A 17,973-nucleotide genomic window follows, 5' to 3' on the forward strand; every position below is an offset into this window, starting at 1 on the left:
GTGGGTGCTGGCCTCATTCGGCAATGAACGCTGTGTAATAGCTGGCATAAGCGACACCGTTATAGACTTCGCCCTTCAGCTTCGGCGACTGCACGTAAATGCGCTGAACGATTTGCGTGCGCGGTATGAAATAGCCCTGTTCCAGCAGGTATTTCTGCAGGCTGTCCAGAAGAGGCTTTCGGTCTTCGACGGAACCCGCGCCAGCGATCTTGTCGCGCAGATCGTTGAGCGTTGCATCGCGCTCATCCAGCGCAAACCAGTTCTCGCCATTATTGGCATTGGTCAGGATGCTGGCGACCGTGCCGGCGTCGATGAAGCTGCGGGTGACTTCATATGTGGGAACGGCGGCGCCACCGAATTTGACTTTTTCGCCGTAGGTCACGACATCATAAGCCCTGATATTGACCTTCCATCCTAGTTTGCCAAGCTGCTGGGCAATAAGCTCATCGACGGATTTCGAGGTGGCGAGATAAGGGTTGGAGTGGATCGTCAACTCCAGCGGCTTGCCATCCTTCACCCGAACGCCGTCCGCGCCCTTGACCCATCCGGCTTCGTCCAGAAGCTTCTCCGCCTTGTCGGGGCTATAGGCGAGAAGATCGCTGTGATCCGTAGCGCCCGGCACGTTGCTCTGGATGAACGAGGTCGCAAGCTTCCAGTCCTGCGTATAGACGGTGTCGATGATCTCCTGGCGGTTGATGCCTGCCTGGAGTGCCTGACGCACCTTCACGTCATCATAGGGTTGAAGTTTGGTGTTGACCGCCCAGCCGTTGACAAAGCCGAGATAACGCGGGGTCGCGACGGTGAAGCCTTCCTCCTTGAGCGATTTCAGCTCCTGGGGCGAGGCATTGTAAGCGACATCAGCCTGACCGGACTGAACGGAAGCGACGCGGAGGGATGGCTCCGAAACCAGCTTGTAGGTGATGGTATCGAGATAGGCGGGGCCGGTGTGGCCGACTGCGGCGGGACCCCAATTATAGTCCTTGCGCTTGACCAGAGTGACATGGTCGCCCTCTTTCCAGGACTCCACCACATAAGGTCCGCTGCCGGCGGTCTTGCTGAGGTCAGCCTGCTGGCCGGCGGGCTGGGCGATGCTCTTGGGAGAGATTAGGATGGAGCCGTGATAGCCAAGGGTTGGAATGAAACCGAGCGTGGGCTTCTTGAAGAATACCTTGACCGTCGTGGCATCGACCGCTTCGGCGTGATCGTAGGTCTTGGGGAAGAGGCCGATCGGATTGATCCCCTCGCTCTTGCGGCCGGCGTACCAGATGTCGAGATTGGCAACGACGGCCTTGGCATCAAGCGGTTCGCCATCGGAGAAAGTCACGCCGCTTTTGAGGTGAAGCGTGAATTCCGTTGCGGTGTCGTTCTGCTCCCAACGTTCTGCAATCCATGGGCTGACCTTGCCTTCGGCATCGACGTAAAGCAGCTTGTCCGTCACATGACCCCATATGTGGCCCTGGAAACTGGAGATGGCACTGTTGTTGGGAATCCAGGTGTCGCCCAGCGAATCGATCAGAAATGTGATGTCACCGCCATCGTGCGGCGTGTCCGCAGCAATTGCCGTCAGAGGTGCTGCTGTCGATAAAAACAGCGAGGCCGAAACCGCAAGCGAGGCCGTGAAAAGCAGCCGGCGACGCGACAGGGAGAATGAGAAAGAACGTCTTGTCATGATATGATCCTGAAAAATTCAAAGTTTTTTCGTTGCAATTTCGGCATCCCCTGCGGACGCACATGCGGCTGCCTTCATTGGCATGAGGCATGTCGAACCGTTGCCGCGTCGGCTTTTCAGCCGAGCGGGAGAATGCTTGAGTTTATTGGGTGGTTGGGGTTGGGCGTCGCGAGGGTTAGCGAGCGGCTCCTGGGAGTTCGCTTGGCTGAAGAGCGCGCCCGCTTCTACATATTCCAGTCATGACGCGGTCCCTCGTTGCGGTGTTTATCTTGCCCATAAACTAGCAGCCGGGCGTGAGGGAGAAAGACTGGTTATTCTTTTTCTATCGATTTAGTGAATTATTTTATCGCCATTTTGCCGACTGTTTGGATTGGTGTTTCAGACGCCTTTAAATAGCCGTCTCGCGCCGTTGATTGCAGATGGCCCGGTGCCGAAGATACTGTGTCACGCGGCGCAAATGTCATGGCTTCGAAAATCCTGACCGGCGGTAAGTCGCCGGTGAAAAGCTCAATCTCCACCTTGGCGATCTGGCCGGTCGAACCCTGTGACAGTTTCGAAGTACCGATGTCGCGGGTCAGGATATTGGGATTGCCATGGATGCAGATGGCATTGTCCGCCGCAGAATCCTGTGGTTCGAACCATGCGCCGGTGGCAAGCTGCATCACGCCCGGCATGACGTCTTCACTGATGATGGCGCCGGCGAGACAGCTGCCGCGCGCATTAAAAAGCCTGACGATGTCGCCGTCAGATATTCCACGGGCCGCAGCGTCGGCCGGATGGATACGGACAGGCTCCCGGTCCCTGATCTTGGTCGAACGGCTGAAATCGCCATAGTCCAGCTGGCTGTGCAGACGTTGATATGGCTGATTGCAGACGAGATAAAGGGGATGGAGGCGCGCGTCATCCGGTGTCTCCATTCTTGGCGGATACCAGCGTGGATGACCTTTGCAGTCATCGTAACCGAAGCCCTCGACAGTCTCTGAAAAGATTTCGATCTTTCCTGACGGCGTCGGCAGCGGCTTCGTCCCGGGGTCCCGAAGGAAAGCGCGCGCCGGGCCACCGTTGTCGGGCTTGACGGGAAGAAGCAGTTCCCCCCGTTCCCAGAAGGTTTCAAAGTCCGGCGCATCGTGGTCGCCCGCCGCAAGCGCCTGACGGGTCGTTTCGCACAGGAAGGCGAGCCATTCGCCGCTGCTGCGGTTTTCGGTAAAGGCCTCGAACCGGCCAAGTTCGCGCGCAATCCCGGCGAATATCTCATAATCGTCGCGTGCCTCGCCGACGGGGGCGATCAGCCGCTTCATGGCGATCATCAGGGGATCGCGATCGGCAGCGCCGATGTCGTCACGCTCAAGCGTGGTCGTGGCGGGCAGCACGATATCGGCATGTCGCGCAGTCGAGGTCCAGGCCGATTCGTGGACGATGACCGTTTCGGGGCGCCGGAAAGCGGCCCGCAACCGGTTGATATCCTGATGATGATGGAATGGATTGCCGCCTGCCCAATAGACGAGCCGGATGTCGGGATAGCGAAGCGTGTGGCCGTTGTAATGAAACTCGTCGCCGGGATTGAGCAACATATCGGCGATGCGCGCGCAGGGAATATAGTCCGGCACGGGGTTTTTGAACTGCTGCAGCGTTGGCAAGGGAACGGCGAGAAGGTTCTTGCCGATATTGCCCAGCGCGCCGAGGGAGTAGGAAAATCCGCCGCCATCCAGTCCGATCTGGCCGAGCATGGCGGCAAGGACAATGCCCATCCACACCGGCTGCTCGCCATAGTCAGCCCGCTGCAGTGAATGGCTGACCGTGATCAGGGTTCTCGAACTGGCCATCCTGCGCGCCAGCTTGCGGATCGTCTCCGGGGCGATGTTACAGATCGTGGCCGCCCATTCCGGGCTTTTGTGCTGTCCGTCCTCCCTGCCAAGAAGATAGTTTTCGAACCGGTCATATCCAACCGTATAACGCTCCAGAAACGTCCGGTCGTGCAGCCCTTCCGTGACGAGGACGTGCGCAAGCCCGAGCATCATCGCCACGTCCGTGCCGGGAGTTATGGAAAGCCACTCGGCATTCACATCACTGGGAAAATCGTCTGCCAGCGGGCTGATAAATGTGAAATGCGCGCCGCGAGCCCTCGCGCCGGCCAGTTTCTGCCGGACGGTGTGCGTGCTGATCCCTCCACCATGGACATCGGCGTTCTTGATCGCCATCCCGCCGAAGGCAAGCACCAGCTCGCTGCTGCGTTCGATCGCATCCCAGGTCACGCTCTTGCGGTCGAAGCTGTCATACGGTCCAAGCACATGGGGGATTATCACCATGGCCGCACCGGAACTGTAAGTATTGACGGACCGGACATATCCGCCAAGGACATTCAAAAAGCGGTGAATCTGGCTTTGCGCATGATGAAACCGGCCGGCACTCGACCAGCCGTATGAGCCGCCGAACACGGCGCTCGGGCCATGATCGCCATAGACTCGTCCAAGTTCATCCGCGACCAGCTTCGTCGCTTCGGCCCAGCTGACCTCGACGTACTCGTCAGCGCCGCGTCGCTGCGCGTGGTCGGTCTCGCGGTCAAGCCAGCCCCGCCGGACGGCAGGCCGTCTGATGCGAACGAGGCTGTCGGCAATTGCCGGAAGATTGCCCAGCAGCGGTGAGGGATACGGGTCACCGGGATGGGGCGCTATCTCCAGTCGCCCATTTGCAAGCCGCCCGGAGAATGCCCCCCAGTGGGAACTGTGCGTTTTGAAGGAATTCATCGCATGGCCTCACGATCATCGACTGCAAAGTGGCAATTCTAGTTCGGCAGGATTTTCCCCGGATTCATGATGCCGGCGGGATCGACCGCATGTTTGATGAGCGCCATCAGATCGACCGCGTCACCATGTTCCTCGCGCAGATAAGCGATCTTTCCGGTGCCGACGCCGTGTTCGCCGGTCGAAGTGCCGCCGACAGACAGCGCGTATCGCACCATCTTCTTGTTGATGGCCGCCACTTCGCCGAGTTCTTCCGCATTGTCGGGATCGACTGCGAAGACGACATGATAATTGCCGTCGCCGACATGGCCGAGGATAGCCGCCGGTACGCTGCAATCTTTCAGAAGTTCGCGTGTCTTCAATATGCAATTGCTGAGCTGCGAGACCGGAACACAGACATCCGATGACCAGCCTTTGGCGTTTGGTCTCTGCGATACGACGGCATAAAACGCGTTATGCCTCGCTTTCCAGAGACGATTGCGTTCTTCGGGCGCATTGGCCCACTCGAAATCCCTGCCGCCATGGTCTTCCACGATGGCGGATACCATATCGACCTGCTCCTGAACGCCGGCGGGCGAGCCATGAAACTCGAAAGCCAATGTGTCCTCGATCTTCAGGTCCAGCCCGGAATAGGCGTTGACGGCCCTGATCAGGCCACGGTCCATCAGCTCCATGCGAGCGACGGGGATGCCAAGCTGCACGACCTGAATGGCAGCCGCCACCGCCTGTTCGACGCTCTCGAAAGAGCAGAGCGCCGCCGAGATGGTTTCCGGAATTCCGTAGAGACGAAGCGTTATTTCGGTGATGATCCCCAGTGTTCCTTCCGAGCCCACGAACAGCCGCGTCAGGTCATATCCGGCGGAAGATTTTCTGGCGCGGCCGCCGGTTCTGATGATCTGGCCGGTCGGCAGTACCACGGTCAGCCCGAGCACGTTTTCCCGCATCGTTCCATAGCGGACGGCATTGGTGCCGGAAGCGCGGGTTGCGGCCATGCCGCCAATCGAGGCATTTGCGCCGGGATCGATGGGAAAGAACAATCCCATGTCGCGCAGATATGTGTTCAACTGCTCCCGCGTTACGCCGGCCTCAACCGTGCAATCCAGATCATCACTGCTGATACGGACGATCTTCGACATGCGAGACAGGTCGATCGAGACCCCGCCATTCAGAGCCGTCAAATGCCCCTCAAGCGATGTGCCGGCGCCGAAAGCGATGACGGGCACGCCTTCCGCCGCACATAGTCGAACGATCTCGGACACTTCGGACGTGGTTTCGGCGAAAGCGACCGCATCGGGAAACACGGCAGCATGATGCGCTTCGCCGCGCCCATGCTGCTCGCGCAGTGTCAGTGACGTTGAAAGACGTTCCCCGAGGAGATCCCGCAGGGATTGGAGGAGAGGAGGTGACAGGTCAGGCATAAAAAGATTCCACGGGAACCTGGCAGCAGAATGCTGCCACAGATTTCAAACATTGAAGGTGAAGCGCCCCGCCCGGCAAAACGCCGGAACTGTCTCCGCCGTCTGGCGGCGATATCAGGCGGCGAGCTTTTCGCCCCTGAGATGACGCTCGAGGAACGGAAGGCTGTCCTGCCCCCAGTAGAGTTCATCCTGATAGCGATAGGTCGGCACCCCGAACACACCGGCTGTCCTGGCCGCTTCGAAGCTGGCCTTTTGCAACGCCGCAACTGCATCGCTTTGGCCATGCTCATCGAGGGCTGCAGCATCAAAGCCGGCGGCTGTCGCAATTGCCCGCCGGACGTCCGCCTTGCCGATGTCTTCACCGCGAACCCAGAAGGCCTCCTGAAGCGCAACTGCCAGCTTCAGCCAGTCCTCGCCCGCTTCGATCGCCGCGGCAACCATCAGGCCGGCCGGTGCGGGATCCGAGAGAGCGGCGCGATTGTCGAAATTGAGCACTTTTCCGCGTAATGCCGCCCAGCGCTTCAAGTCCCTGATCCAGTAGGCACGTCTGGCCTCCGGCCGGTTTCGTGAATAAATGCCGCCATTTTCCTCGATCAGCGGAATGACATGGGGGCGGATCGTGGCACCCTGTTCTTTCGCCAGCGCAGCAAACGGCTCAAGACCGATAAAGGCCCAGGGAGAGCCGATACTGAAAAAATAATCGATCGTCTTTGTCATCGTCTGCTGCTTTCAGTTGGATTGATTGGTGGAAGTGGCCGTATCGAAGACGGAGAGAGCACAGTCACGCGCAATCAGCACCGCTTTGGGATCCCGTCCGACGGCGACGGTCGCCAGGGCTCCTTCGTAGAGAAGCGAAAGATGGGCGGCGGCAATCTCCACTGTGCTGCCGGCCCTTGCGAGGACAGCGGCAAACACATCCCTGACCTTCGCCTTATGGGCGCGTGCGACGAACACGACGCGCTCGGATTCGCCATGTTCCGCGACCGCAAGAGCGAAGGCGCAGCCGCGAAAATCCGGGCTGTCGGCCTTTTCGTGGAGCTGATCGAAGATCGTCCGGAGATGCTCCTTCGGAGCCATATCCGCATCCAGTACCTTTTGAAGCGAATAGATCACCCGCTCATGACGCGCTTCCAGATAGGCCGCAACGAGATGATCCTTCGACGGGAAATGTCGATAGAGCGTCGCCTTTGCAACATTCGCCTCTTCGATGATCCGATCTATGCCAACGGCCCGGATGCCTTCGCGATAGAAGAGCGTGCCGGCGGCGGTGAGAATATGGTCTGATATGGCTTCTCTCATTCTATCTTTTCACACTGTCGTTTCATAAATCGAGCTGCCACGGGTTGCGGTCATGAAGGGGCGGCAGGATTGGCATGTGCCGCCCGGTCCGGGGTGGCGAGGAGAGACGTGATCGCATCCAGTGGCAGCGGCTTTGAAAACCCGCCCTGATGCGCCAGTTTTCCGGCAAGCGTTTGAACGGCTTCGTTATAAGGCGTCGGAACGCCGTGAAGCCGGCCCAGCAAAACGATTTCGCCGTTGAGGAAATCCACTTCGCTCGATGCACCGCGTTTGAAGCTTTGCCATGTCGATTGCTGGCCCGGGTGAATGCCGCTGTTTGGCGCAACGTGCCAGTTCGAGATGTCGACGGTTCGCTCTGAGGGTGAGGCAAGCGTATAACCCGCTGCATCCAGCACATGGCGGGCCTCATCCACCAAAGCCGCACTGATCCTGTCGTTCAGATCCGCCGGCCCGTCGAAAAGTTCCAGGGCATTGCGAACGTTGTGGAGGAGCTTCGCTGATTTCCACCGGCGGATATCGTCGCTCGCCTCGGCCAGATATCCCGCCCTGTTCAGGTCTGCCGTGACCTGCGTGGTCACGTCATCCTGTCCGCGCGGAAAACGCCCCACGGTCACGATGCCCAATTGCGGCTCGCCACCGACCACTACCTTGCCGGTTTCCGTGAACCGCGCCGGTGTCAGAATGCTTGCACCATAAACCCTGGAAAATGTTCTCAGCGCATTTGCTTCGGTAGCTAGTCCATTTTGAAAAGTCACGATGGGAAGGTTTGTCGCAGCCGGCGTCGTCGTGTTCGAGACACTCTGCCAGGACCAGAAGGCAAGTGCGCTGACGGCATCCTGAGCTTTCACCGTGAGTAGGAGGATATCATCCCGCGTCAATTCAGGAAGATCCGCCAGGTCGAAAACCCTGAGATCGATTTGCCGCGTCTCCGAAGGGCGCTGAAAGGTAAGGCCATGTTGCCTGATATGACTGATCTGCGCGCCTCGTCCGAAAAGCGCATAGTCAATGCCGGAAAGTGCAAACTGTGCTGCAAGGCTTGCGCCCACCGCACCGGCGCCGATGATAACGTAACGTGGCATCTGTTGTTTCTCGTCTTTTTTTTACGCCGCGGATGTTCCGGAGGGCGTCGGCTAGTTGGCGGTCTGTGCGGGCGGCAATTGAGGACGGTGGTAGACGCGGTTCAAAATTATTCTGAAGCGGATCGTAAAGCCTGCCCACGGTGCAAAGGAAGACCGGTCATTCTATATCTACTAATTTTATAGAAAATCAGTTCCCGAAATCAGCGATTTCGGGAGAGATCGCGCTGCCACCAGCCGGCATTCGTTGTAGCCGGGGCAGGATAACATCGCCATTCTATGCCGGAAGCCACCCTGAGGTTGGCCGGAATGCATCAGGCGGGGGAACAATGGGCAGGATCAGCTGCGAGGTCACGGCTTTGCCGACATCACCTCCCTGCCGAGGAGAGCGCCTCCTTTACCGCCAAAGCCGCCATGGCCAGTGCGGCATCGCGGGTTCTCGCCGCCGCGACAAACCGGCCGTTATGGCAGAAGCTCGCGCCTTCGACGCCACACACCGCCTCCAGATCCTTGTCCGTCAGGCCGGCCCAGGCCGCCGGCAGGTCCGCACGCAGCTCAAAGCCCTCATCCGCGCGGCGGATACCGGTCAGGCACCAGTCGTTGTTGCGCGGGTGAACGACAAAGAGCAGATGGTCGGCGCCCGACTTCACGATGGCGGGCCGAAACGGCATGCCCATCGGCAGTTCCAGAATATGCCCTTCGCCGGCATCGACGATAGCCTGCTTCACCAGCGCTTCGGCCCGCAATTTTGCGGCGCTGTTGGCGATCTTTGCTTCGACGAAGCTGCGGGCAACGGCCAGCGCCGCATGGAAACTGCGATTGTCCGCTTCGGGATCGGTCTCGTCGAAAACAGGTTTCAGCGTTTCCAGCAAGACAGGCAGGGTCAGCCCGGCAAGCGGGCCGGCGATGGACGGGCTGAGCGCACCATTGTCGACCAGGTCGACCGGCAGCACAAAGCTGGTATCGAAAGCAGCATGGACGACTTCGATATGATCTTCCGGTACCCCGAAGGCGACGAGATAGTCACGGCCGAAGTGCTTCCAGATCAGGCCGAACGAACTGTATGGCTGGCCGTCCTCCCGCAACGGTGCGCCGCGCTGGTGGTGGTCAAAGGCGCCTTTTGCCGCATCGTAGACGCCGCCCACATCATAGATGATGCGGTCTTCGCCGGGGGTGATCCATTCGGGCGCCCTGCTGCGGATGAGACGCGCCTGCGGGAACAGCCGGGTGAGTACGACGCTGGACAGAAGTTCGTCGGCATGGAAGCCACCGGAATGGGTGACGAGGAAGTCCGGGATCATGTCGGGATACGCCTTGTTGCTTGCGGAAGGTCCGGCTGGAAAACTGGGCACCTGATACCTGTTGCCGGACGCCATCTCAACCCGCCATTCGCCAAAGAGATCAAAAGCAATGGCATGCCTTACCCTCGTTTTGCGGCAGCTATTTCAATCCGCTGAGGTATGTTTCTCCCCCGTCAGATTTCGCCGATTGCCTCACGATTCATTTCAACGCATTATTTTCCGGCAGTACCCGCTGCATTGGTTTTCATTTGATTGAACCTATGGAGGAACAAATGGAAGGTGCACCTGTACGTTTTCGCGCTCTCGAGGATTGTGAGGCTTCGGGCATTCCCATTCCTGCCGGTCCCTATGTCGGGACGGAGAAAATCCATGAAGAGGACGACCAGCCGTTCGTAAAAATCTTTCGATACAGTCTCGATGTGTCGGGCGAGGGGCAACGGCTTGACGTTACGCCGCTGGTGGAACTAGGCAAAATCACCGTCGTTCGGCAAAGCTCTCTCTGACGCCATCATTTTTGTTGGTCGGGAGCGTTGCATATTTCGATATGCCGCCAATCAGAAACTCTCCTCGCGGAGGGTTTCTTTTTGCCCACGTTCACTCGGCTTGCGCAAACGGGAATGGTTGAAGCGGTGCCGCAATCTCTGCCAATGCAGCACCCTTTTGAGCGTCGCATGCCAGCTTTACTCAACCTGCTCCGGCTGAGTCTTCTCGTCTTGATCGTCTATTGAAGACATTCGTGGAACGTCTGGGACAGCTTTCTCAGATTGCGTGAATGCCGGCCTGAGCAGGCGACCTGTCTGCACGAAGGCGAAGCCGCCCAAGACGTCGCGGTGCAGCAAATTGTCAGCACTTGCATATCCCGGGTAACACTTCATTTAGTGATTTTGTGAAATCTAAAATACGCAGGTTCCAAGGTTTCATCGGCGGAGCCGGTAGAACAAGCGGAGCCACCTCGAGCTGCCTGACGGCGGCTGGAAAAAGGCGCCGCTTGTCGCCCTATGAGGAGGGGCAACAGCTACCCGCGATGTTTCATCATATTTTCCCTGGCCTCCCGCAAGGGGGGCTGGAGAATGCTTGCCTTGGGGCCATTCATGTCTTTCCTGAACAATACCAAGATAAAAACGAAGGTCGTTTTTGTCATCTCGCTGATGAGCCTGATGTCGCTTTCCGGAATAAGCTACGTCAGCCTGCAATATAAAAACACCGACAACGTCTATAGTGATTTCATCGCCCATGAAGCCCTTGCTGCGGTTCTGAACGCCAGAACCAGCGGGAACCTCAATGCGCTCGGCATGCAGATGCTTCGCGCCAGCCTTAACGACCCGGCCAGTGGCGATTTCGAAGCCGCCGTCAAAACCTTCCGAGCCGACCGGAAGCAACTCGAGGAACGTCAGAACAAGATCATGGAGCTGGTGCCGGCGCGCACGGATGCCGCCCGCGATATCCTCAAGGGTGTTGTCGAAGTCGAAGAGATCGGCAATCAGGTCATCGCCCTCATGCAGGCAGGGCAACGTGCCGAAGCGCAACAGATGGCGCTGAACGTGCTTCGAAAAATCGCCGAAGTCTCGCCGAAGATCAGCGCCGGCAATGAGCAGCTTATCCAGGTGATGAATGAGGGGAGAGAACGCCTGACAGCCAGCACCAATACGACGATCTGGATGGGCCTGATTACGCTCGCGCTCGTTTCTCTGGCTGTGATCGCCCTTGGCCTGCTTATTTCCTCCCGAGGTATCACCACTCCGATTGCGCGGCTTCGCGCGCGCATGGAATCGCTGGCGGCCGGTGATACGGCCACCGAAATTGCCGGAATGGATCGCAGGGATGAGGTTGGCCAGATGGCCGCCACGGTTCAGGCATTTCGTGAAAGCGCAATCGAGCGCCTACGGCTTGAGAATGAAACGGAGGCCAACCGGTCGACGTCGGAAAAGGACCGGATCGAGCGCGAGAAACAGAAGGCGAGGGAAGCTGCGGACGTACAGTTTGCCGTCGACAATCTTGCCACGGCCCTTTCGAAGATCGCCCAGGGTGACGTTACTTACCGGATCGTTCAGCCATTCGTCTCCAGCCTTGACGGTATCCGTGGTGATTTCAACCGGGCTGCGGAACAGTTGCAGTCGACCTTGAGCCAGGTGGCGCAGAATGCGCGCGGCATCGACGCCGGAGCCAATGAGATCAGATCTGCGGCAGACGATCTGGCGCGGCGCACGGAGCAGCAGGCGGCGGCCGTTGAAGAGACTGCGGCTGCGCTGGAAGAGATCACCACGACGGTAAAAGACGCCACGAAACGGGCGCAGGAAGCGGGCCACCTCGTCGGCCGCGCAAAAGTCGGCGCTGAAAAGTCCGGAGAGGTGGTGCAGCAGGCCGTCGCCGCAATGGAACAGATCGCGACATCCGCCAATGAGATTTCCAACATTATCGGCGTGATTGACGAGATCGCGTTCCAGACGAACCTTCTGGCGCTGAATGCAGGCGTGGAAGCAGCCCGTGCGGGTGAGGCGGGCAAGGGTTTTGCCGTCGTCGCGCAGGAGGTTCGCGAACTGGCGCAGCGCTCCGCCGGTGCCGCCAAGGAGATCAAGAACCTGATCACCACATCCAACGGTCAGGTTCAGCAGGGCGTGCAGCTGGTTGGTGAAACCGGCAAGGCGCTGGAGCTTATCGTGACGGAGGTGCAGGAAATCAACCGGCACGTTGCCGCCATCGCGGAATCGGCACAGGAGCAATCCTCCGGTCTCCAGCAGATCAATACGGCCGTGAACCAGATGGACCAGGACACCCAGAAGAACGCCGCGATGGTGGAAGAAAGCACTGCCGCCAGCCACGGGCTCGCCCGCGAGGCGTCTTCGCTCAACCGGCTGATCGCCCAGTTCAAACTGTCCGAAGGCGCCTTCAGCGAGGCCGCTGCACCCGTGCGTTCGGCGTCACCCGCCGACAGGCCGGCGGTTTCTCCCGCCCGCGCTCTGGGCGGCAGGATCAAGGCTGCGTTCGCCGGCAATGCCGCGTTGAATACCGCGTCGGATAATTGGGAGGAGTTTTGATCCTCGCCCTGCTACGCCTTCCTCGACTGAGGCGCTGAAAGCATCGCTTGAGACATTGGCACCGGGATCGGGGTTTTGGACCCTGATCACGGTGTTCTGCTTTCGGGCAATACGAGACCGGAATTTCCATCCCTCTACGTGCCGGCATGGTCGTCAAGCCGGTTCGGGCGTGACCGGTTTTCCGATCCACTCACCAGCGAAACTTAGACGTCCAGGTAGGACAAGATGGTTGCCGCGACGTCGGATGCCTCTTGTGTCTCACTTGAAGTGTCCACCGATGCGGTGGTCTCACCTGCATTGTTCTGGGTCGAAGCCGTCTGCTCGGTGGTTGAGATGATGGAGGCGATATCCTGGACAGAGCTGTTGGTGGTCTTGGCGCTATTCAAGGCCGTGACCTGCGCCGATGTCATGGCGGCGACCTGACCTGGCGTGAAAGCCGCAGCCTGGGATGTCGTCAAGGCAGCGAGCGTACCGGTGCTCAATCCCGAGATCGCGCTCGAACTCAAGCTGAGGATTTGCTCGTTGGAGAATGTTGTAAGGTCGTCGCCGCCAAGCGCGGCTGCCTGTATCGAGGTAAGGACGCTGACCTGCGATAGTGACAGCGCTCCGATCTGTGCAGAGCCCATTGCCGCCACCTGGCCGTAGCTCAGCGAGGCCACCTGGCTTGTCGTCAAAGCCGCGATCTCCTGAGAAGACAGGGATGCCACGACGGTGGTGGACAGTCCCTTGATCGCCGTCGAACTGATGGCAGCGAGTTCCCCGGTCGAGAATGTTTCCAGATCCTCCTTCGTCAACCCCGCAAGTCCGGCCGAACTGAGTGCGGCGATCTGGCTGGTGGAGAGCGTTTCGATCTGGTCCTGGCCAAGGGCATTGATCTGGTCGCTGGTCAATCCGGCGACGCCAGCCGTACTCAGGGCTGCAACCTCGGCTGTGGAAAGAGCGGCGATAAACTCCGTGGACAGTCCCCTTATCGCGCTTGAGCCAATCGCAGCGAGTTCCTCCGTCGAGAAGGTTTCCAGCATCTCCGCAGACAGGCCCTTAAGCGCATCCGAACTCAACGATGCTATCTGACGGGTGGATAATGCCTGGACCTGTTCCGTGTTCAGGGCGCTGGCCTGCGCGCTGCCGAGGCCTGCAACCGCCTTGGCATCCAGGGCCGCTATCTGGCTTACGGAAAGGGCGGCGATGTCGGCCGTATCCAGGGCTGCAACCTGTTTGGAGGTGAGGGCGCCGATCTGGGCATTGGTCAGCGCATTCATCTGACCGGTGCCGAGCGCCGCGATCTGGTCAGTGGTGAGGCCCGGTACTGCGGCTGCACCCAAGGCGGCGATCTGCGCTGTCGTCAACGAAGCGATCGTTGCTGTCGACAGGCCAGAGACCGCGTTCGAGTTGATGGCAGCCAGCTCGGCGGCGGTGAACGTATCGAGATCATCGGCGCCGAGGGCCGCAATCTGTTTCGAACCGAGAGCTCCGATCTGAGCGCTGGTGAAAGCCTCGACCTGAGCGGTGTTGAGGGACGTGATCTGATCGGTGGTAAGGCCCGCCGCACCCACAGTGCTGAGGGCGGCGATCTGGGCTGCGGAGAGCGACGCGATGCCGGCTACGCTGAGAACCGCAACCTGCCTGGAGGTGAGGGCGGCGATCTGGGCGCTGGTGAAAGCCTCGATCTGACCGGTGCCGAGGGCCGCGATCTGGTCGGTGGTCAGACCGGGTAGCGCCGCCGTGCCCAGGGCGGCGATCTGGGCTGTCGTCAGCGACGCGATTGCTGCGGTCGACAGGCCCGAGATCGCACTCGAGCTGATGGCGGCAAGCTCGGCGGCGGTGAATGTATCAAGGCCACCGGTATTGAGGGCTGCAATCTGTTTTGCGCTGAGAGCACCGATCTGGGCACTGGTGAAGGCTTCAACCTGAGCGGTGTTAAGGGCCGCGATCTGATCGGTGGTCAGGCCCGCTATGCCCGCTGTGCTGAGGGCGGCTATCTGGCTTGCCGAAAGCGAGGCGATACTGGCCACGCTGAGAGCCGCAACCTGTTTGGAGGTGAGGGCACCCACCTGGATACTGATCAGGGCGTCCACCTGATCGCTGGTCAGGACGGCAACCTGTCCGGTGTTCAGCCCACCAATGCCGGACGAACTCAACGCTGCGATCTGAGCCGAGCTCATCGACGCTATGGTTTCCGTTGACAGGCCGGGGATGGCATTGGAACTGATCGCAGCGATGTCCTTGGTCGAAAACGTTGCGATATCGTCCGTACTCAGGACCGCAATCTGTTTCGAGCTTAGAGCACCGACCTGGGTATCGGTCAAAGCCTCGACCTGAGTGGTGTCGAGGGCCGCGATCTGGTCGGTGGTCAGGCCCGTTATGCCCCCCGTGCTGAGGGCGGCTATCTGGCTTGCCGAAAGCGAGGCAATGTCAGCCACACTGAGAGCCGCAACCTGTTTGGACGTGAGCGCAGCGATCTGGCTATTGGTCAGGACATCCACCTGATCGCCAGACAAGGCGGCGACCTGCCCGGTGCTCAGTGCCCCAATGCCCGCCGTACTCAGCGCTGCGATCTGCGCTGTCGTCAGCGACGCTATGGTTTGTGTGGACAAGCCCGGGATGGCATTCGCACCGAGTGCGGCAATGTCCTTGGTCGAGAATGTTGCGATATCGTCCGAACCCAAGGCCGCGACCTGTGCCGAGCCGAGGGCGCCGACCTGGGCGCTGGTCAAGGCCTCGACCTGCGCTGTACTCAACGCGGCAACCTGCCCGGTGCTCAGCGCCCCAATGCCTGCCGTACTCAGTGCGGCAATCTGAGCTGTCGTCAGGGAGGCGATGGTCTGTGCGGACAATCCCGCGATCGCACTTGAGCTGATCGCGGCGATGTCCTTGGTGGAGAATGTCGCAATGTCGTCCGCGCTCAAGGCCGCTATCTGTTTGGAGCTGAGAGCGCTCACCTGGGCGGTGGTCAAGGCTTCGACCTGGGCGATGCTCAAGGCGGCGATCTGCGCGGTGCTCAAGGCACCGATGCTCTGTATATTCAGCGCGGCAATCTGGGCTGTCGTCAGGGAGGCGATGGTCTCTGTCGACAGTCCAGGGATCGCGCCCGAACTGATTGCGGCGATGTCCTTGGTCGTGAATTTCGCTAAATCGTCCGTCCCCAGCTGCGAAATCTGCGTGGAACCGAGATTGACGATCTGCGCACTCGTCAGGGCTTCGGCCTGGCTGGTGCTGAGGGTCGCCAGTTGCTGCGAACTTAGTCCCGCAATGCCCGCGGCGCTCAGGGAAGCGATCTGGAGTGTTGAAAGAGCCGCTATGTCGTCTGTGCCCAAGGTGGCGATTTGTGCCGAGCTCAACCGCGCCATCTGTTTGGTCGACAGCCTGGAAACCTGATCGGTGCTGAGGGTGGCGATCTGGCCGGTCGAAAGTCCCAGTATGCCGGAGGTGCTCATTGCCGCAAGCTGGGCCACGGAAAGCGATGCTATATTGTCCGTGCTCAATGCCGCAATCTGTCCCGAGCCGAAAGCCGCGATCTGGGCCGTGGTCAGGGCCGCGAATTGATCGACGCTCAGGGCTGCAACCTGATCGGTGGTCAGACCCTTGATGCCCGATGTGCTCAACATGGCGGTTTGGCTGGTGGACAGGGCGGCCACATCGGTGCCCAGGGCGGCAACCTGTGCCGCGCTCAACGCCTTGATCTGCGCGGTGGACAGAAGGCTGACCTGATTGCCGCTCAGGGCTTCGATCTGATCGGAAGTCAGGCCGGCAACCGCACTGGTGGTCAGGGCGCCGATCTGAGCCGTGGTCAAGGCTGCGATAACATCCGTGTTCAAGCCCGCCATGGCTTTATTCGTGATCGCTGCGATATCGGCGGTCGAAAATGTTGCCAGATCCTCGATTCCAAGGGCTGCGAGCTGCGTTGCACTCAGGGATTTCACCTGCGCCGGGGACAGGGCTTCGACCTGCTCGGTGCTTAAAGCCTCGATCTGATCGGCCGTCAGGCCGGCAATGGCGCTGGTGGTCAGGGCGGCGATCTGGGCGGTGGTCAGCGCCGCGATTGCGTCCGCGCTCAGGCCGGACATGGCTTTACCCGTGATCGCCGCAATATCGGCGGTGGAGAATGTTGCTATGTCCTCCGCGCTCAGGGCCGCAAGCTGTGTCGAACTCAGCAACTTCACCTGTGCCGAGGACAGGGCCTCGACCTGCTGCGTGCTGAAGGCTTCGATCTGGTCGGCTATCAGGTTTGCGACCACGCCGGTGCTGAGGGCAGCAATCTGAGCGGTTGACAGGGCCTCGATCTGAGCGGCGCTCAAGGCCTGGAATTGCGCCACACCGAGGGCGTTCATCTGGGCCGTCGTCAATGCGGCGATCTGCTCTTTGGTGAGCGTGTTGATCGTCTCCGTGCCCAGACGGGGCAAGGCTTTGCTCGTGATCTCCGCGATATCAGCGGTTGAGAATGTCGCGATGTCCTCCGCGCTCAGGGCCACGAATTGTGCCGCGCTCAGCGACCTCACCTGTTCCGGCGAGAGGGCTTCGACCTGGCTGGTGCTCAAGGCGGCGATGTGCGTCGTCTTGAGTGCGGCAATCTGGGCCGTCGTTAATGCGGCGATCTGGGCGGTGCTCAGGGTTTCGATCTGGTCGATCGTCAGACCGGCAATCGTGCTTGCGCTGAGGGCGGCGATCCGATCCGGGCTAAACGCAGCGATTGCCTCGGTGCTGAGGCCCGGCATGGCCTTGACGGTAATCGCCGCGATGTCGGCGGTCGAGAATGGCGCTATATCGTCTGTGCCGAGAGCAGCGAGTTGCATCGAGCTCAGCACTTTGATCTGCGCCGGCGACAGGGCTTCGGCCTGATCCGGGCTCAGGACCGCGATCTGGTCGGTTGTCAGGCTCGCAACGGCGCTCGTGTTCAGCGCCGCGATCTGATCCGGGGTCAGCCCTGCGATCACCTCCGTGCTCAGGCCCGGCATGGCCTTGCTCGTGATCGCCGCGATATCGGCGGTTGAGAATGTCGCTATATCTTCCGCGCTCAGGGCGGCGATTTGCGTGGCATTGAGGGCGCGCACCTGAGATGAGGTCAAAGCCTCCGCCTGTTCCGTCGTCAGGGCATGAAGCTGGGTGGTGGTGAGCGCGGAAACCTGGCTCGAATTCAGGCTCTTGATGGCGTACTGATCGAGAATATTGAGCTGATCCAGCGTCAGGCCAACGATGGCGCCCTGCGAAATGGCGCTCAATTGTTGGGAGTTGAGGACTTTGACATCCTCCACATCCAATGCCGCGATCTGAGCCGACGAGAGCGCCTTGATCTGCGTTGTGGAAAGCGACGCCACGTCGTCGGTTGTCCAGGCTGCGACCGCCTCTGTCGAGAGATATCTGATCTGATTGACGTTCAGGGAAGAGATGATCGACGTCATGTCTGAAAAATCCTAAAGTCCAGCCCAACAGGTGGATT

Annotated in this window: 10 protein-coding genes; 2 read left to right on the forward strand and 8 right to left on the reverse strand. The window is 59.9% G+C overall.

Going from position 1 to position 17,973, the window contains the following annotated elements:
* Positions 1-13: 13 nt before the first annotated feature.
* From ACIQUH_RS07850 to ACIQUH_RS07880, 7 genes are all read right to left on the reverse strand, one after another.
* On the reverse strand, positions 14-1,669 hold the full coding sequence (locus ACIQUH_RS07850) for an ABC transporter substrate-binding protein (protein ID WP_400813523.1): 1,656 nt from the start codon (positions 1,667-1,669) through the stop codon (positions 14-16).
* Positions 1,670-2,007: 338 nt separating this feature from the next.
* Positions 2,008-4,413: a molybdopterin guanine dinucleotide-containing S/N-oxide reductase gene (locus ACIQUH_RS07855; protein WP_400813525.1), complete on the reverse strand. Its 2,406-nt coding sequence runs from the start codon at positions 4,411-4,413 to the stop codon at positions 2,008-2,010.
* Positions 4,414-4,451: 38 nt separating this feature from the next.
* Positions 4,452-5,828 (reverse strand): FAD-binding oxidoreductase, encoded by a 1,377-nt coding sequence (locus tag ACIQUH_RS07860; protein WP_400813527.1) that lies wholly within the window; start codon positions 5,826-5,828, stop codon positions 4,452-4,454.
* Positions 5,829-5,942: 114 nt separating this feature from the next.
* Positions 5,943-6,545, reverse strand: a complete 603-nt coding sequence (locus ACIQUH_RS07865) for a 2-hydroxychromene-2-carboxylate isomerase (protein ID WP_400813528.1) — start codon at positions 6,543-6,545, stop codon at positions 5,943-5,945.
* A 12-nt stretch (positions 6,546-6,557) separates the two neighbouring features.
* Positions 6,558-7,127, reverse strand: a complete 570-nt coding sequence (locus tag ACIQUH_RS07870) for a TetR/AcrR family transcriptional regulator (RefSeq protein ID WP_400813529.1) — start codon at positions 7,125-7,127, stop codon at positions 6,558-6,560.
* A 50-nt stretch (positions 7,128-7,177) separates the two neighbouring features.
* Positions 7,178-8,206, reverse strand: a complete 1,029-nt coding sequence (locus tag ACIQUH_RS07875) for a ketopantoate reductase family protein (RefSeq protein WP_400813530.1) — start codon at positions 8,204-8,206, stop codon at positions 7,178-7,180.
* A gap of 365 nt (positions 8,207-8,571) precedes the next feature.
* Entirely contained in the window at positions 8,572-9,504 is a 933-nt protein-coding gene (locus tag ACIQUH_RS07880; RefSeq protein ID WP_400813531.1) for an MYG1 family protein, read from the reverse strand.
* Between the two features lie 20 nt (positions 9,505-9,524).
* Here ACIQUH_RS07880 and ACIQUH_RS07885 point away from each other — a divergent pair, with 20 nt between their 5' ends.
* Both ACIQUH_RS07885 and ACIQUH_RS07890 read left to right on the forward strand, forming a co-directional pair.
* Complete coding sequence (locus ACIQUH_RS07885; RefSeq protein WP_400813532.1) at positions 9,525-10,007, forward strand: hypothetical protein; 483 nt, start codon at positions 9,525-9,527, stop codon at positions 10,005-10,007.
* Positions 10,008-10,595: 588 nt separating this feature from the next.
* Positions 10,596-12,539, forward strand: a complete 1,944-nt coding sequence (locus ACIQUH_RS07890) for a methyl-accepting chemotaxis protein (RefSeq protein WP_400813533.1) — start codon at positions 10,596-10,598, stop codon at positions 12,537-12,539.
* A gap of 203 nt (positions 12,540-12,742) precedes the next feature.
* Here ACIQUH_RS07890 and ACIQUH_RS07895 read toward each other — a convergent pair whose 3' ends face one another.
* The gene (locus ACIQUH_RS07895) at positions 12,743-17,935 is read right to left on the reverse strand and encodes a beta strand repeat-containing protein (RefSeq protein WP_400813535.1); all 5,193 of its coding nucleotides are present in this window, start codon (positions 17,933-17,935) and stop codon (positions 12,743-12,745) included.
* Positions 17,936-17,973: the final 38 nt, after the last annotated feature.

It is taken from the genome of Agrobacterium sp. NPDC090283, assembly GCF_044769685.1.
GTDB lineage: Bacteria > Pseudomonadota > Alphaproteobacteria > Rhizobiales > Rhizobiaceae > Agrobacterium.

Bases quoted from the DNA above. Each gene is read 5' to 3' on its own strand.
- ACIQUH_RS07875 (WP_400813530.1), bottom strand. From the start codon at position 8,206: ATGCCACGTTACGTTATCATCGGCGCCGGTGCGGTGGGCGCAAGCCTT.
- ACIQUH_RS07855 (WP_400813525.1), bottom strand. From the start codon at position 4,413: ATGAATTCCTTCAAAACGCACAGTTCCCACTGGGGGGCATTCTCCGGG.
- ACIQUH_RS07865 (WP_400813528.1), bottom strand. From the start codon at position 6,545: ATGACAAAGACGATCGATTATTTTTTCAGTATCGGCTCTCCCTGGGCC.
- ACIQUH_RS07870 (WP_400813529.1), bottom strand. From the start codon at position 7,127: ATGAGAGAAGCCATATCAGACCATATTCTCACCGCCGCCGGCACGCTC.
- ACIQUH_RS07890 (WP_400813533.1), top strand. From the start codon at position 10,596: ATGTCTTTCCTGAACAATACCAAGATAAAAACGAAGGTCGTTTTTGTC.
- ACIQUH_RS07880 (WP_400813531.1), bottom strand. From the start codon at position 9,504: ATGATCCCGGACTTCCTCGTCACCCATTCCGGTGGCTTCCATGCCGAC.
- ACIQUH_RS07860 (WP_400813527.1), bottom strand. From the start codon at position 5,828: ATGCCTGACCTGTCACCTCCTCTCCTCCAATCCCTGCGGGATCTCCTC.
- ACIQUH_RS07895 (WP_400813535.1), bottom strand. From the start codon at position 17,935: ATGACGTCGATCATCTCTTCCCTGAACGTCAATCAGATCAGATATCTC.
- ACIQUH_RS07850 (WP_400813523.1), bottom strand. From the start codon at position 1,669: ATGACAAGACGTTCTTTCTCATTCTCCCTGTCGCGTCGCCGGCTGCTT.